Annotated in this window: 12 protein-coding genes; 7 read left to right on the top strand and 5 right to left on the bottom strand. The window is 60.6% G+C overall.

Annotation, left to right across the window (positions count from 1 at the left end; genetic code table 11):
* Positions 1-27 precede the first annotated feature (27 nt).
* The 5 genes from fadA (at position 28) to BLU46_RS07550 (ending at position 5,262) form a co-directional block, all read left to right on the top strand.
* Positions 28-1,203, top strand: coding sequence for an acetyl-CoA C-acyltransferase FadA (gene fadA, locus BLU46_RS07570; protein ID WP_003218978.1), 1,176 nt, complete (start codon positions 28-30; stop codon positions 1,201-1,203).
* 96 nt (positions 1,204-1,299) lie between these two features.
* Positions 1,300-1,536: a DUF1653 domain-containing protein gene (locus BLU46_RS07565; RefSeq protein WP_010176359.1), complete on the top strand. Its 237-nt coding sequence runs from the start codon at positions 1,300-1,302 to the stop codon at positions 1,534-1,536.
* Between the two features lie 114 nt (positions 1,537-1,650).
* Complete coding sequence (gene topA / locus BLU46_RS07560) at positions 1,651-4,272, top strand: type I DNA topoisomerase (protein WP_017477200.1); 2,622 nt, start codon at positions 1,651-1,653, stop codon at positions 4,270-4,272.
* Positions 4,273-4,398: 126 nt separating this feature from the next.
* Entirely contained in the window at positions 4,399-4,920 is a 522-nt protein-coding gene (locus tag BLU46_RS07555) for a DUF6586 family protein (RefSeq protein WP_063032262.1), read from the top strand.
* A 108-nt stretch (positions 4,921-5,028) separates the two neighbouring features.
* Positions 5,029-5,262, top strand: coding sequence for a hypothetical protein (locus BLU46_RS07550; RefSeq protein ID WP_003218969.1), 234 nt, complete (start codon positions 5,029-5,031; stop codon positions 5,260-5,262).
* 111 nt (positions 5,263-5,373) lie between these two features.
* Here BLU46_RS07550 and sulA read toward each other — a convergent pair whose 3' ends face one another.
* Positions 5,374-5,847, bottom strand: coding sequence for an SOS-induced cell division inhibitor SulA (gene sulA, locus BLU46_RS07545; protein WP_093200334.1), 474 nt, complete (start codon positions 5,845-5,847; stop codon positions 5,374-5,376).
* Positions 5,848-5,857: 10 nt separating this feature from the next.
* Entirely contained in the window at positions 5,858-6,466 is a 609-nt protein-coding gene (lexA, locus tag BLU46_RS07540; protein WP_003172575.1) for a transcriptional repressor LexA, read from the bottom strand.
* Positions 6,467-6,728: 262 nt separating this feature from the next.
* Here lexA and psrA point away from each other — a divergent pair, with 262 nt between their 5' ends.
* Positions 6,729-7,436 (top strand): transcriptional regulator PsrA, encoded by a 708-nt coding sequence (gene psrA, locus BLU46_RS07535; RefSeq protein WP_017477203.1) that lies wholly within the window; start codon positions 6,729-6,731, stop codon positions 7,434-7,436.
* Between the two features lie 170 nt (positions 7,437-7,606).
* Complete coding sequence (nagZ, locus tag BLU46_RS07530; RefSeq protein WP_093200331.1) at positions 7,607-8,617, top strand: beta-N-acetylhexosaminidase; 1,011 nt, start codon at positions 7,607-7,609, stop codon at positions 8,615-8,617.
* A 112-nt stretch (positions 8,618-8,729) separates the two neighbouring features.
* On the opposite strand, the gene BLU46_RS07525 is transcribed toward nagZ, so the two are convergent.
* The 3 genes from BLU46_RS07525 to mfd are packed head-to-tail and all read right to left on the bottom strand — an operon-like array spanning position 8,730 to position 15,460.
* Positions 8,730-11,420, bottom strand: a complete 2,691-nt coding sequence (locus BLU46_RS07525) for a DEAD/DEAH box helicase (RefSeq protein WP_093200328.1) — start codon at positions 11,418-11,420, stop codon at positions 8,730-8,732.
* Between the two features lie 9 nt (positions 11,421-11,429).
* The gene (locus tag BLU46_RS07520; protein ID WP_063032256.1) at positions 11,430-11,999 is read right to left on the bottom strand and encodes a CsiV family protein; all 570 of its coding nucleotides are present in this window, start codon (positions 11,997-11,999) and stop codon (positions 11,430-11,432) included.
* An 11-nt stretch (positions 12,000-12,010) separates the two neighbouring features.
* The gene (gene mfd, locus BLU46_RS07515; RefSeq protein ID WP_093200325.1) at positions 12,011-15,460 is read right to left on the bottom strand and encodes a transcription-repair coupling factor; all 3,450 of its coding nucleotides are present in this window, start codon (positions 15,458-15,460) and stop codon (positions 12,011-12,013) included.
* Positions 15,461-15,693: the final 233 nt, after the last annotated feature.

Below are 15,693 nucleotides of genomic sequence, written 5' to 3'. Positions count from 1 at the left end.
GCCCAGACGACTAGAGCGAGAATATTTATGAGCTTGAATCCAAGAGACGTCGTGATTGTCGACTTCGGTCGTACGCCGATGGGCCGCTCCAAGGGCGGCATGCACCGCAACACCCGCGCTGAAGACATGTCGGCGCACCTGATCAGCAAATTGCTGGAACGCAACGTCAAGGTCGACCCGAACGAAGTCGAAGACGTGATCTGGGGCTGCGTCAACCAGACCCTGGAGCAGGGTTGGAACATCGCCCGCATGGCTTCCTTGATGACGCAGATCCCGCACACCGCTGCCGGCCAGACCGTCAGCCGCCTGTGTGGCTCGTCCATGAGCGCGTTGCACACCGCTGCCCAAGCGATCATGACCGGTAACGGTGATGTGTTCGTGGTCGGCGGCGTGGAGCACATGGGCCACGTCAGCATGATGCACGGTGTCGATCCGAACCCGCACATGTCCCTGTACGCGGCGAAAGCCTCGGGCATGATGGGCCTGACTGCGGAAATGCTCGGCAAAATGCACGGCATTACCCGCGAAGCCCAGGATGCATTCGGCCTGCGTTCCCACCAGTTGGCCCACAAGGCGACCGTGGAAGGCAAGTTCAAGGATGAAATCATCCCGATGAACGGCTACGACGAGAACGGTTTCCTGAAACTGTTCGACTACGATGAAACCATTCGTCCGGACACCACCCTGGAAAGCCTGGCGGCCTTGAAGCCTGCCTTCAATCCAAAGGGCGGCACCGTGACAGCCGGTACTTCGTCGCAGATCACCGACGGTGCTTCGTGCATGATCGTGATGTCGGCCCAGCGTGCCCAGGACCTGGGCATCCAGCCGATGGCCGTGATCCGTTCGATGGCAGTCGCAGGTGTGGACCCGGCAATCATGGGCTATGGTCCAGTACCGGCCACACAAAAAGCATTGAAGCGCGCGGGCCTGACCATCTCCGATATCGACTTCTTCGAGCTCAACGAAGCTTTCGCCGCACAGGCCCTGCCAGTGCTGAAAGATTTGAAAGTGCTCGACAAGATGAACGAGAAGGTTAACCTGCACGGCGGCGCGATTGCCCTGGGTCACCCGTTTGGGTGTTCCGGTGCTCGTATCTCCGGCACGTTGCTGAACGTGATGAAGCAAAATGGCGGCAACCTTGGGGTTGCGACCATGTGCATTGGCCTCGGCCAAGGCATCTCCACCGTCTTCGAACGTATCTAAACGTTTCGCTGACGGAAGCCGGGGCCCAGTGCCCCGGTTTTTGTTTTTTGGAATTTTTTATATTTTTTTTAACAAATTTTGTAAGAGGGCCAGAGCATGAAAGTCGAACCAGGGCTCTACCAGCATTATAAAGGTCCGCAGTACCGCGTTTTTAATGTGGCGCGGCATTCCGAGACCGAAGAGGAAGTGGTGTTTTACCAAGCACTGTATGGCGATTACGGCTTTTGGGTGCGTCCCTTGAGCATGTTCCTGGAGACCGTCGAAGTTGACGGCGAACAGGTCCCGCGCTTTGCTTTGATCCAGGTCGAACCCAGCCTTTTTTCCGCGCAATAAAGGCAGGCCGCGCAGAATGCTGCGCTTGACCTCACCTTGTTGCCACTATATATAGCGTTGCCGCGTCAGGCGCCAACCGCCTTTCACTTCTCGAATTCAGGAATTTTCCGATCCATGGGCAAATCGCTGGTCATTGTGGAATCCCCGGCTAAGGCCAAGACCATCAACAAGTACTTGGGTAACGAGTACGTGGTGAAGTCGAGTATCGGCCATATCCGAGACCTGCCCACCAGCGGTTCGGCTAGCGCCAGCAAGGAGCCTGCCGCCAAGCGCGGCAAGGCGGCTGCGGGCGAAGGTCCGGTGCTCACGCCTAAAGAGAAAGCGCGCAAGCAGCTGGTCTCGCGCATGGGTGTCGATCCCGATCATGGCTGGAAAGCCAAGTACGAGATCCTCCCGGGCAAGGAAAAGGTCATCGAAGAGCTGCGCCGGCTCGCCAAAGATGCTGACACCATCTATCTCGCAACCGACTTGGACCGCGAAGGGGAGGCTATTGCCTGGCACCTGCGGGAAGCCATCGGTGGTGACGACAGCCGCTACAAGCGCGTGGTGTTCAACGAAATTACCAAGAAGGCGATCCAGGAAGCCTTCTCCAAGCCGGGCGAACTGGACATTGACCGCGTCAATGCCCAGCAGGCCCGTCGCTTCCTCGACCGCGTCGTGGGTTACATGGTCTCGCCGCTGCTGTGGGCGAAGATCGCTCGTGGCCTGTCCGCCGGCCGTGTGCAATCGGTTGCGGTAAAGCTGGTGGTGGAGCGTGAGCGCGAGATTCGTGCGTTCAACCCTGAAGAATATTGGGAAGTGCACGCTGACCTGGGCACTGCCAAGGGCAACAACGTGCGCTTTGAAGTGGCCCGCGAGAAAGGCGAGGCCTTCAAGCCGCTCAACGAAGCCCAGGCCATGGCCGCGCTGGAGAAGCTCAAGGCTTCCAGCTACAGCATCGTCAAGCGTGAAGACAAGCCCACCAGCAGCAAACCGTCGGCGCCATTCATCACGTCCACCCTGCAACAGGCTGCGAGCAACCGCCTGGGCTTCGGGGTGAAGAAGACCATGATGATGGCCCAGCGTCTGTATGAAGCGGGCTACATCACGTATATGCGTACCGACTCCACCAACCTGTCGCAAGACGCGGTGGCGATGGCGCGCACTTATATTGAAAGCGAGTTCGGCAAGAAGTACCTGCCGGAGAAGCCGAACGTCTATAGCAGCAAGGAAGGCGCACAAGAGGCTCACGAAGCGATTCGTCCCTCCGACGCCAACACCGAGCCAAGCAAGTTGAGCGGCATGGAGCGCGACGCTGAGCGCCTCTACGAGCTGATCTGGCGCCAGTTCCTGGCGTGCCAGATGCTGCCGGCGCAATATCTGTCGACGACTGTCAGCGTGGGGGCTGGTGACTTCGAGCTGCGTGCCAAGGGCCGTATCCTCAAGTTCGACGGTTACACCCGCGTGATGCCGCAAATTGCCAAGCCGGGCGACGATGACGTGCTGCCGGACATGGCCCAGGGCGATGTGTTGAAGCTGATCAAGCTCGACCCGTCCCAGCACTTCACCAAGCCGCCGGCGCGTTATTCGGAAGCCAGCCTGGTCAAGGAGATGGAAAAACGCGGTATCGGTCGTCCTTCGACCTATGCGGCGATCATTTCCACCATCCAGGACCGCGGCTACGTTGCCTTGCACAACCGTCGTTTCTACTCGGAAAAGATGGGCGACATCGTCACCGAGCGCCTGTCCGAGAGCTTCTCCAACCTGATGGACTACGGCTTCACCGCCGGCATGGAAGAGAATCTCGATGACGTGGCCCAGGGCGAACGCGACTGGAAAAACGTGCTCGACGAGTTCTACGGCGACTTCAAGAAGAAACTCGAAGTGGCTGAAAGCGCCGAGAACGGCATGCGTGCCAACCAGCCGGTGATGACGGACATTCCGTGCCTCACCTGCGGTCGTCCGATGCAGATTCGTACCGCGTCCACTGGTGTGTTCCTCGGTTGCTCGGGTTATAGCCTGCCGCCGAAAGAGCGTTGCAAGGCCACCGTCAACCTGGTGCCAGGCGATGAAATCGCTGCCGATGACGAGGGTGAATCCGAGTCGCTGGTACTGCGTGGCAAGCACCGTTGCCCGATCTGCAGCACGGCGATGGACGCCTATCTGCTGGACGAGAAGCACAAGCTGCACATCTGCGGTAACAACCCGGATTGCAACGGCTATGAGATCGAAGAAGGCACTTACCGCATCAAGGGCTACGAAGGTCCGAGCCTGGAATGCGACAAGTGCGGCAGCGAGATGCAGCTCAAGACCGGCCGTTTCGGCAAGTTCTTCGGTTGCACCAACCCGACGTGCAAGAACACCCGCAAACTGCTGAAAAGCGGTGACGCGGCGCCGCCGAAGATGGACCCGGTGAAGATGCCTGAACTCAAGTGCGAGAAGGTCAACGACACCTACATCCTGCGTGATGGCGCTTCGGGGCTGTTCCTGGCTGCCAGCCAGTTCCCGAAAAACCGCGAAACCCGTGCTCCGCTGGTGATCGAGATCGTGCCCCACAAGGACGAGATCGATCCGAAGTACCACTTCCTCTGTGAAGCGCCGAAGAAGGACCCGGACGGTCGCCCGTCCGTGATCCGCTACAGCCGCAAGACCAAGGAGCAGTACGTGCAGACCGAAGTGGAAGGCAAGCCTACCGGCTGGAAAGCGTTCTACGACGGTGGCAAGTGGAAGGTCGAGGACAAGCGCCAGGGCGCTTGATACGATCAGCCATATGAACAAAGGCCGCCTTTATAGGCGGCCTTTTTTTGCGCTTGCAGTGGACTTGGCTGATCCGTGACACTGTTCAGCCAGCATCACGCCTTATTCGTTGTGGAGACTGCCTTCATGGCCAACGAACTCTATACCCGTACCAACCAGAAAATTTACTTCGCGGGTTTGTCCCTGGAAGCCCTTGGCCGCGCCGAGGAAGGAAAGGAGATGAACGCTATCGCGCTGGTGCAGGCCGGGCGTGAAGCGGCGCTGTTTCACCTGTATGGCGCCTTGCTTGGCTTGTGCCATGAAATTGCCGGGTTCTACCGCTTGCCTCAGGCCGGTTCACCGCGTGCAGAGATGATCATCAACCGTGATGTGCTGGAGTCCATGGCCATTCCGGAGTTGGCCGAGCTGGTGGAAATGGCGCAGAGCCCGGACAGCTGGTTGGCACGCTTGCTGGTAGCTCACGCCGAGATGTTCCAGCCGCCTCGTGTACCTCACAAGCCCAAGGGGGATGTGACCCAGCCGCTGATCCTGGCCGTGAGCCTGGAAGAAGAGGGGCCTGCGCCATTAAGCCGTGAAGAGCTGGAAAGCTGGCGACAGGAGTTGAAGAAGTTGGCCATTCGTTTTCGGGATGGGCTGAACGAGTGCTGAGTTAAGTCAGGCACCATTCATCAAGCCGTAAAGAAAGCTGTTCAGATCCTGAGCGAGGCCGCGCTGATGACTGATATAATGCCGGCCTTTCGTGGAGAACAGACTTTTATGCCAACGTCCTTTCTGGAAATTGTTGAACTGCCCGACGGCCGAATTGAGCTGCGCCGGGCTGAGGACGAGGGTTCTCTGGTAATTTTGGATTTTTCCGAAGATGCAAAAGCATTCCTGCAGGGCCAGCACGTGGAAGTGGCAAAAGCCATGTTGAGCGTAGGTGTGCAGATGGCAGGGCGCCTGGCTGAGGGCGAGCCGGAGAAGGAAGACGGCCCACGGATTCTTCACTGAGTCCGTTTGTCGGCTTTTTTGTAAGCTTTAGTCGTGCAGATCGGCTTCTCAAGCCTGAAGAAGCCTCGCGTCATGGCGGATCCTGACAGAGTCAGTTATCCGCGCATCGTTTTATCCCAACCGAATGTTCAAGCTCTGCGCATCGCCCGTACGTGCGGCGCTGATCAGTTGCTGCTTGGCCGCTGTTGTCAGCGGGTTCAGCCAACTGACTACCGTGTGGCTACGGCCCAGGCGCAAGGCTTCGCAGGTCAGCTGCTGGGCACTTTGGGTGCCGCGGGGTTGCAGCAACAGGATGCGCTCGCGGTTAAGGCCGGCGTCCCGTAGCCAGGCCTGGGTCAGGCTGGACGGTGGGGCGATCAGCGTCAGCCAGCGTGCATCCTGTTCCTCGCTCAATTCGCGAAGGATCGGCGCCAGCAGGCTCAGGCAGCTCCCGGCAGCACCGCGCAACGACAGTTCACTGAACGCCTCGGGTTCGGCACTCCAGGGCGCTTCGACCGTTTCCTTGAGGATGGGCGCAAGGGGCTGGGCCATAAAGGCCTCAAACAGCGATAGCTGAGTGTGTTGTGGGGTCTGTAGGAACTGCATGATGCCTCCGTTAGCGGCGAATAACGCCGACGCTTAAGCCTTCAATCACCAGGTCCTGATCCTTCAGGTTCACTTCAATCGGCGCAAACTCAGGGTTCTCGGCCAGTAGCCAGACCTTGCTGCCTTCGCGCTTGAAGCGTTTGACCGTCACTTCATCGCCAATACGGGCGACGACGATCTGGCCATTGCGGGCTTCACGTGTGGTATGGACGGCCAGCAGGTCGCCGTCGAAAATACCCACGTCCTTCATGCTCATGCCATGGACTCGCAGCAGGTAGTCGGCACGGGGATGGAAGAACGTTGGGTTGATGTTGCAGGATTCCTCGACGTGCTGTTGCGCCAGGATCGGCGCACCGGCTGCGACCCGCCCGATAATCGGCAGTGTCGACTCGTCGGCCTTGGCTTCGAAGCCAGGGATGCGAATGCCCCGTGAGGCACCTGGGGTCATCTCGATCGCACCTTTGCGGGCGAGGGCCTTGAGGTGTTCTTCAGCGGCGTTGGGCGACTTGAATCCCAGTTCCAGCGCAATTTCCGCTCGGGTCGGCGGGTAGCCGTTGTCATCGAGGCAGCGCTTGATAAAAGCCAGAATCTCAGCTTGGCGTGGCGTCAGTTTTAGCATGTTGATCGCTCTGTCTTTTTATACAGTGACTGGGATTATATACAGTGGACTGCGCTTGGCAATCATCGTTTTCAGTCACTCCGCTGGACGGTCGTTTGTCATACGTCCTACAGGCTGAAAACAGCGCTGCCTACAGACCTTGGCGAATGTGATTAAATGGCCATGAAATAGCTGACCGACCAGCCGCAAACCGACCTGCAGGCTTGACAAGACATAGCTTGAAACGTATGTTTCAAACAAGTGTTTGTCAGGCGGAGTAGCCATGGCCCAGTCGGAAACCGTTGAACGCATTCTCGATGCTGCCGAGCAGTTGTTCGCGGAAAAAGGATTTGCTGAAACCTCATTGCGGCTGATTACCAGCAAGGCCGGGGTCAACCTGGCAGCAGTGAACTACCATTTCGGCTCCAAGAAGGCGCTGATCCAGGCCGTGTTCTCACGTTTCCTGGGGCCTTTCTGTATCAGTCTCGACCGTGAGCTGGAACGTCGCCAGGCCAAGCCTGAAAACAAGCCAAGCCTGGAAGACCTGCTGGAAATCCTCGTCGAGCAAGCCCTGGTGGTCCAGCCTCGCAGCGGCAACGACCTGTCGATCTTCATGCGCCTGCTGGGCCTGGCGTTCAGCCAGAGCCAGGGTCACCTGCGTCGCTATCTTGAAGACATGTACGGCAAGGTGTTCCGCCGCTATATGTTGCTGGTCAACGAAGCGGCACCGCGTATTCCGCCGATCGAACTGTTCTGGCGCGTGCACTTCATGCTCGGTGCTGCTGCGTTCAGCATGTCCGGGATCAAGGCCCTGCGTGCGATTGCCGAGACCGACTTTGGCGTGAACACCTCCATCGAGCAGGTGATGCGCCTGATGGTGCCGTTTCTCGCCGCTGGCATGCGTGCCGAAACCGGCGTCACCGACCAGGCCATGGCCGCCGCCCAGTTGCGTCCCCGCAGCAAGTCGGTACCCATCCCGGCCAAGGTTTAACCCGGTCCGGGTGTGCGCGGCCGCTTGCATCCGCTAAGCTAGCCGCCCATGCCGATTTCAGCTATTTACCCACAGCCCGTTGCTCCCGCTGAGCGTCCGTTTCCAGGTTCAATCCTGGCGATGCGATCTCGCGAGGGCTCCGGGCTGCGTGCGTTATTTAAGGAAGCTTTATGACCCAAGCCCTGCAAGGCTCTTTGATGGTGGACGTCGCCGGTACCTGGCTCACGGCTGAAGACCGCCACTTGTTGCGCCAGCCCGAGGTGGGCGGCCTGATCATTTTTGCGCGCAATATTGAGCATCCGCGTCAGGTGCGTGAGTTGAGCGCCGCGATTCGCGCCGTGCGCCCGGACCTGCTGCTGGCGGTCGATCAGGAAGGCGGCCGGGTACAGCGTTTGCGCCAAGGGTTCGTCCGCCTGCCGGCGATGCGCGCCTTGGCCGACAACCCGAATGCCGAGCAACTGGCCGAGCGGTGCGGTTGGATCATGGCGACAGAAGTACTGGCGGTCGGCCTGGACCTGAGCTTCGCGCCGGTACTGGACCTCGATTACCAACGCAGCGCAGTCGTGGGCACGCGCGCATTCGAAGGCGACCCCGAGCGCGCCGCGGTGCTTGCCGGTGCCTTTATTCGCGGGATGAACAGCGCTGGCATGGCCGCTACCGGCAAACACTTCCCCGGCCACGGCTGGGCCGAAGCCGATTCCCACGTCGCGATTCCCAATGATGAGCGCAGCCTGGAACAGATTCGCGCCAATGACCTGGTGCCGTTCGCACGCCTGAGCAAGCAGTTGGCGGCCGTCATGCCGGCCCACGTGATTTATCCACAGGTCGACGCGCAACCGGCCGGCTTTTCCCGGCGCTGGCTGCAGGACATCCTGCGCGGTGAGTTGCAGTTCGATGGGGTGATCTTCAGTGATGACCTGTCGATGGCTGGCGCTCACGTGGTCGGTGATGCTGCGAGCCGTATCGAGGCGGCGCTGACTGCAGGCTGCGACATGGGCCTGGTGTGCAACGATCGCGCTGCCGCTGAATTGGCCCTGAGTGCTGCCCAGCGCATGAAGGTCACGCCATCGGCGCGTATTGCGCGGATGCGTGGACAAGCTGTGGTTTCGACCGAGTACAAGCAGGATCCGCGTTGGTTGGCAGCGTTGGGTACGCTGCGAGATGCTCAGTTAATCGACTGACAACTGCGGTGCGCCCTTCGCGAGCAAGCCCGCTCCCACATCCGACCGCATTCCTCCAGGGTATATGCGGTCAAGTGTGGGAGCGGGCTTGCTCGCGAAGGCGATCTAACAGTCAGCGCTTTTCCTGCTTATGAGGCAACGGCGCAAACAGCGCCTCGATATCCTCATTCCCCAGCTTCCAATCCCCCGTCGTCCGCCCATCCAGAACGCCTGCCGCCAGATCAGACTTTTCCTTCTGCAAATGCTGGATTTTCTCTTCCACGGTACCCCGGGCAATCATCTTGTAGACGAACACCGGCTTTTCCTGGCCAATGCGATACGCACGGTCGGTCGCCTGGTTTTCCGTGGCAGGGTTCCACCACGGGTCGTAGTGAATCACCGTGTCCGCTTCCGTCAAGTTAAGCCCGACGCCACCGGCCTTCAGGCTGATCAGAAAGATCTGCAGCTTGCCGCTCTGGAAATCCTTCACCGGCGTGCGTCGGTCCCGGGTTTGCCCGGTCAGCAGCGCATAGGCAACGCCACGCTTCTTCAGCTCAGACTCAATCAGACTCAGCATCGAGGTGAACTGGGAAAACAGCAGAATCCTGCGGCCTTCGGCAAACAGCTCGTCGAGCATCTCCATCAAGCTGTCGAGCTTGCCCGAGCTGCTGCCCTTCGCCGGCAACGTCGCATCATTGACCAGACGCAAATCACAGCACACCTGGCGCAACTTGAGCAGCGCTTCCAGGATGATGATCTGGCTACGGGCCACGCCTTTGCGGGTAATCTCGTCGCGGACTTTCTTGTCCATCGCCAGGCGCATGGTCTCGTACACGTCGCGCTGGGCTTCGTTGAGGTCGACCCAATGAATGATCTCGGTCTTGGGCGGTAATTCCGTCGCCACCTGCTCCTTGGTACGGCGCAGCAGGAACGGCTTGATCCGACCATTAAGGTGCTGCAATCGCACATCGCTGCCGCGTTTTTCGATTGGCACACGGTAATCGCGGTTGAAGCTTTTCACATCCCCCAGCCAACCCGGCAGCAGGAAGTGGAACAGCGACCACAGCTCGCCCAAGTGGTTTTCCAGCGGTGTACCGCTAAGGCACAGGCGCTGGCGGGCGTTCAGCTCGCGGGCAGCCTGGGCGGCCTTGCTGTTGGGGTTCTTGATGTACTGCGCTTCGTCGAGGATCAGCACGTGCAAGGGCAGGGCAGCCAGTTGCTCGATGTCCTTGGGCAGCAGGGCGTAGGTGGTCAGCAGCAGGTCGTAGTCCTGCAACTGAGGGAAATGTTTCTTACGCCCGGCGCCGTACAACGCCAATACTTTGAGCTGCGGTGTGAAGTGCGCCGCTTCGTCGAGCCAGTTCGGGATCAGGCTGGTGGGCATCACCACCATGCACGGCCGGTCCAGGCGCCCGGCGATTTTCTCGCTGAGAATATGCGCCAGGGTCTGCAGGGTTTTACCCAGGCCCATGTCGTCCGCAAGAATCCCGCCGACGTCGAGCTGGCGCAGCGACTGCATCCAGCTCAGGCCTTCCAACTGATAAGGACGCAATGTGGCGTTCAAGCCCTCGGGCGCTTCGCAGCTGAAATCTTTGATGTCCCGCAGACGCTGGGCGAAGTTGCGGATCTTTTCGCCGCCTTCCCACTGCAGCGGCAAGTCTTCCAGCGGGTTCAGGCGAATGGCGTCGGCCTTGGCCAGGCGCAGCGCAGTGGTGCCCGGCTCTTGCAGGTAGAACTCGCCCAGGGTCGCCAGCACCGGTTTCAGCCGCCCGTAAGGCAGTGCCACTTGCAGCGGGCCGTGGCCGTTAGGCAGGCCGGGAATGTTCACCAGGATCAGTTCGTCATCGCGGCGCCGCGCGAGTTTTTCCGGGTTGAGAATCTCGGTGTGGGAGCGCATCAGGTTCAACAGAATCGGCAGCAGGCTCAGGCGTTCGCCGTTGACGATGATCCCAAGTTCCAGATCAAACCAGTCGCGCTCCGGCATTTCGTCGACGCTGGCGTACCAATCGTCGACGGTGCTCAGGTCGAAGCCGAAATCTTCATCGATCTGTAGTTCCCAGCCCTGGGCGCGCAGAGTCGGCGATGCATTCAGGGTGAAGTTCAGCCAGGCGCTGTCATTGACCATCTCGAACAGCTCGCCGGCGCTTTCCGGCAGGGCCTTGCTCTGGCGCGTGGCGATCTTGAAGCCCAGCAGGCGCAGTTGTTCGCGAAACTGCTGCTCCACCTCGGGGTGGCGCTTGATCCGCAGGCTCTGTTGTTCCTGGCGCACGATGATGTCGGCGTTCTTCTGACCGCTGACGTAGTTGCCCAAATAGTTGAAGGACAATGCTGCGCGATGCTGGATATAACGCTGCATTTTGCCGTTGCGCGGCTCGAAGGCGCTGAACTCGATACTCGCCAGCCATAGGCGCGGCACCGGTTGGACGTCTTCCATTACCACTTGCGGCAATACCACGCGGTTATCCAGCACCGCCTGGAGCTTCTCCAGCAACTCGGCATCCTGGGCCGCCGCCGGGTAGGCCAGGGTTTCCTGGACCTTGAGCAGCACCGCCGCGATGTGTTTGCAGTTGGTGTGCACGGGGCAGGTGCAGCGGCTGTCCACCAGGATCAACGTGCCCTTGGCGGATTCGCGCAGCGAAATGGTCTGGCGGTAGACGTTGCCGCCCGAGCCTTCGCAGCTGGCAATGATGGTGCTGTCGCCGGACTCGACGATCCGCACGCGGTTTTCCAGGGCGTAGCGCCGGCCGCGCTCAAGGCTTTGCTCTTTAAAGCGATTGGCCCACGAAGGGGCCAGGGGTTTGGTCAACGACGACGTCAGGGGCATGGTGCTGGATCAGTCCTGGACATCGGGCGGTGGTGCGCTGGGCGGCTTGGCAGTCAGCGAAGTGATCTTGATCAGCAGGGCGAGGTGGCCGCCGTCCAAGTAGTTGAGCTGGTTGTTCTTGGTGCGCACGTCTTGCTGGCTGAGGTGTTCGCTGGCAATGACGCTGCCGTTGGCGTCGAACTGGTTGACCCAGAAGTCCGCGTCGATATCGGTGAAGCGCCCAAGCTGCAGGTTGAGGGTGCCTTCGATAGGGAACTGGCCGAACTGTTCCTGGCCGTCGCTGATGGCCAGCTTCACCGGTTGTTCACCAAGATTCTGTTCCCAGGACTTGTGCAGCAACACGGTGTAGTCGCTGCTGGCTTGGAGCTTCTCGACAATATTGCCCAGGCGCGGCGGGCTCATTTTGTCGGTCCCCAGGCGTGGCGCGCCCGCGTCCCAGTTTTCCGGCGCCGCACGGCTATTGATCGCCGGCTCGGCGTTCTGCCGCACCAGGATCATCTCCACCAGGTACGGGCTGTCGGCAAACGCCGAAGGCGCAACGACCACCAACAACAAGCTCAAAATGCGGAACAGGCGCATTGGGGCGTCCTTCAAGCAGATTTCGGGATGAGGCGCTCAAACAGCGCCTCCAGTGTATTAAAGCGTTCTTCGGCGCGTTCCATCGGCACCATGAATTTGAACAGCGTAGCCCCTTCGAACTTGTAGCGATTGGGCTGGCCCTGAATCAGCTTGATCAGCACCAGTGGGTCCACCGGCGTCTGGGCTTCGAACTCGATACGCCCGCCCTGCGGCCCGGCGTCGACCTTCTTGATACCCAGTTGCTCGGCCTGCAATTTGAGCAGGGTCAGGCGTACCAGGTTCTTGGTCGGTTCCGGCAACAGGCCGAAGCGGTCGATCATCTCCACTTGCAGGTCCTTGAGGCCGTCTTCGTCGGTGGCCGAGGCGATGCGCTTGTACAGGATCAGGCGTGCGTGCACATCCGGCAGGTAGTCTTCGGGAATCAACGCCGGCAAGCGCAGGTTAATTTCCGGGCCGCCACCCAGTGGTTGGTCGAGGTTCGGTTGTTCGCCCTTGCGGATGGCTTTTACTGCCCGTTCGAGCATTTCCATATAAAGGGTGAAACCCACGGCCTGGATTTGCCCGCTCTGGCCGTCCCCCAGCAGTTCGCCGGCACCACGGATTTCCAGGTCGTTGGTGGCCAGCACAAAGCCGGCGCCGAGGTCCTGGGTGTTGGCGATCGCTTCCAGGCGCTTCTCGGCGTCGGAGGTGATCTGTTGGCGGGGCGGCGTCAGCAGATAGGCATACGCCTGGTGGTGACTGCGCCCGACCCGGCCGCGCAGCTGGTGCAGCTGGGCCAGGCCGAACTTGTCGGCGCGCTCGATGATGATGGTGTTGGCGCTCGGCACGTCGATGCCGGTCTCGATGATCGTCGAGGCGATCAGCACGTTGAAGCGCTTGTGGTAGAAGTCGCTCATCACCTGTTCGAGTTCGCGTTCGCGCATCTGCCCGTGGCCGATGGCGATCCGTGCTTCCGGTACCAGCTCGGCGAGGTCGGCGGCGCATTTCTCGATGGTTTTCACATCGTTGTGCAGGTAGTACACCTGGCCGCCACGCAGCAGCTCACGCAGCAGGGCTTCCTTGACCGTGCTTTTGTTCTGCTCCATGACGAAGGTGCGCACCGACAACCGGCGCGCCGGCGGCGTGGCGATGATCGACAGGTCGCGCATGCCTGACACTGCCATGTTCAGCGTGCGCGGGATCGGCGTGGCGGTAAGGGTCAGGATGTCGACTTCACTGCGCAGGGCCTTGAGCTGTTCCTTCTGACGGACACCGAAGCGGTGCTCTTCGTCGATGATCACCAGGCCCAGGTTTTTGATCTTCACGTCATCCGACAGCAGCTTGTGAGTGCCGATGACAATGTCGATCTTGCCTTCCGCCAGGTCGGCGATGGCTGCGTTCACTTCCTTGGCCGACTTGAAGCGGCTCATCACTTCCACGGTCACCGGCCAGTCGGCAAAGCGGTCGCGGAAGCTGTTGTAGTGCTGCTGGGCGAGCAGGGTGGTCGGCACGAGGATCGCCACTTGCCGGCCGCCGTGCACCGCAATAAACGCCGCGCGCATCGCCACTTCGGTCTTGCCGAAGCCCACGTCACCGCACACCAGGCGGTCCATTGGCTTGGGCGCCAGCATGTCGGCGCGCACGGCGTCGATGGTGGTTTGCTGGTCCGGGGTTTCTTCGAAGGCGAAGCCCGCGCTGAAGGTGGCGTAGTCGGCTTTCGGGTCGGCGAAGGCATAACCTTCGCGGGCGGCACGGCGGGCATAGATGTCGAGCAACTCGGCGGCCACATCGCGTACCTGTTCGGCGGCCTTGCGCTTGGCTTTCTGCCAGGTCTCGGAGCCGAGGCGGTGCAACGGCGCGAGGGCGTCGTCGCTGCCGGTGTAGCGGGCGATCAGGTGCAGGTTGGCCACGGGCACGTAGAGCTTGGCGCCCTCGGCGTATTCCATGGTGAGGAATTCGGCGACCTGGTTATCGATCTCCAGGGTTTGCAGGCCCAGGTAACGGCCCACACCGTGGTCGATATGCACCACCGGCGCGCCTTCGCGCAGTTCGGTGAGGTTCTTGATCACCGCGTCGTTGTTGGCGTCGGCGCGCTTTTCGCGGCGGCGACGCTGCATCACCCGTTGGCCGAACAGCGGGCTCTCGGCAATCAGTGCCAGGGCCGGGTCGTCCAGCAGCAGGCCTTCGTCCAGCGGTGCGATGGTGATCGCCAGGCGATCCTTGCTCGCGACAAAGTCCGGCCAGCTGTCGACGGTTTTCGGCCGTAGCTTCAGGCGTTCCAGCAACTCCAGCAGCACCTCGCGGCGCCCGGCGGACTCGGCGGTAAACAGCACGCGGCCGGGAAAGTCACCGAGGAAATTCGACAGCGCTTCCAGCGGCTGGTTGGCCTTGGCTTCAATCGCCAGGTTCGGCAGTGCTTGCGCCGGGAAGCGCTCGCGGCCGGCACCAGCGTCCACATCCTGTTGGCTGGCGACTACCCGCGGCCAGTTTCTCAGGCGGGCGAAGCAGTCTTCCACCGGCAGGAACAGTTCGGCCGGTGGCAATAAAGGACGGGACGGGTCGACGCGGCGTTCTTCATAACGGTTGCGTACGTCATTCCAGAAGTTCTCCGCCGCCTGTTCGATGCCCGGCAGCGAGAACACTTGGGTGTCCTGGGGCAGGTAATCGAAGAGGGTGGAGGTTTCGTCGAAGAACAGCGGCAGGTAGTACTCGATACCGGCGGGCGTAATCCCGCTGCTCAAGTCCTGGAAGATCGGGCAGCGGCGGAAGTCCACGTCAAAGCGCTCGCGGAAACGCGCCTTGAAGCGCGTGACCGCGTCTTTTTGCAGCGGGAATTCCCGGGCCGGCAGCAGCTTGACCGAGTCGACCTTGTCGATGGAACGCTGGTTTTCCGGATCGAAGGTACGCAGGGTTTCGATTTCGTCGTCGAGCAGGTCGATCCGGTAGGGCAGTTTGCTGCCCATCGGGAACAGGTCGATCAGCGCGCCACGCACAGCGAACTCACCGTGCTCATACACCGTGTCGACGCAGCGATAACCACTGGCCTCAAGCCGGGTGCGCATCTGTTCCACGTCGAGCTTCTGGCCGATATCCAGCACCAGGCTGCTGCCCAGCAGGAACTTGGTCGGCGCCAGGCGATGCAGGGCCGTGGTGATCGGCACCACCAGCACGCCGTGGGCCAGTTCCGGCAGGCGGTACAGGCTGGCGATGCGCTGGGAAATGATGTCCTGGTGCGGCGAGAACAGGTCGTAGGGCAGGGTTTCCCAGTCCGGGAAATGCAGTACCGGCAAATCGGGGGCGAAGAAAGTCAGCTCCTGTTCCAGCCGCTCGGCACTTTGGCTGTCGGCGGTGAGCAGCAGGGTAAAGCGCTTGGCAGCGCTGGCAGCCTCGGCAATGGCCAGGCTCAGGGCGGCACCGGGCAGATTGCCCCAGTGCTGTTTACCTGCCGCGGCAGGGAGAAGCGGTAGACGCAGAACGGGCACGGAAGGTTGAGCTCCAAGCGTTGCGACAAAGTCGGTAATTGTAACGGCCCGGAGTGCCGCCTGTCAGTTGCTGACTGAGCCTATTACGGTTTGTAGGAAATGTAGTGGCTAAGACAAACAAAGGCGCCTTTTGACTCATTATGTAGTGCCGAAATCGGTGTATGTTTCGGAGGGTTACGGACACTTTGTCACAATGGCTCAGAAGGGGGTGCGCTGGAAGCCACGTATTTACT

The organism is Pseudomonas yamanorum, assembly GCF_900105735.1.
Taxonomy (GTDB): domain Bacteria; phylum Pseudomonadota; class Gammaproteobacteria; order Pseudomonadales; family Pseudomonadaceae; genus Aquipseudomonas; species Aquipseudomonas yamanorum.
The sequence above is the reverse complement of the archived record's forward strand: the minus strand, read 5'-3'. Positions and strand labels throughout refer to the sequence as shown.

Coding starts and splice junctions, on each gene's coding strand:
- fadA (WP_003218978.1), top strand. CDS start 28: ATGAGCTTGAATCCAAGAGACGTCGTGATTGTCGACTTCGGTCGTACG.
- BLU46_RS07565 (WP_010176359.1), top strand. CDS start 1,300: ATGAAAGTCGAACCAGGGCTCTACCAGCATTATAAAGGTCCGCAGTAC.
- topA (WP_017477200.1), top strand. CDS start 1,651: ATGGGCAAATCGCTGGTCATTGTGGAATCCCCGGCTAAGGCCAAGACC.
- BLU46_RS07555 (WP_063032262.1), top strand. CDS start 4,399: ATGGCCAACGAACTCTATACCCGTACCAACCAGAAAATTTACTTCGCG.
- BLU46_RS07550 (WP_003218969.1), top strand. CDS start 5,029: ATGCCAACGTCCTTTCTGGAAATTGTTGAACTGCCCGACGGCCGAATT.
- sulA (WP_093200334.1), bottom strand. CDS start 5,847: ATGCAGTTCCTACAGACCCCACAACACACTCAGCTATCGCTGTTTGAG.
- lexA (WP_003172575.1), bottom strand. CDS start 6,466: ATGCTAAAACTGACGCCACGCCAAGCTGAGATTCTGGCTTTTATCAAG.
- psrA (WP_017477203.1), top strand. CDS start 6,729: ATGGCCCAGTCGGAAACCGTTGAACGCATTCTCGATGCTGCCGAGCAG.
- nagZ (WP_093200331.1), top strand. CDS start 7,607: ATGACCCAAGCCCTGCAAGGCTCTTTGATGGTGGACGTCGCCGGTACC.
- BLU46_RS07525 (WP_093200328.1), bottom strand. CDS start 11,420: ATGCCCCTGACGTCGTCGTTGACCAAACCCCTGGCCCCTTCGTGGGCC.
- BLU46_RS07520 (WP_063032256.1), bottom strand. CDS start 11,999: ATGCGCCTGTTCCGCATTTTGAGCTTGTTGTTGGTGGTCGTTGCGCCT.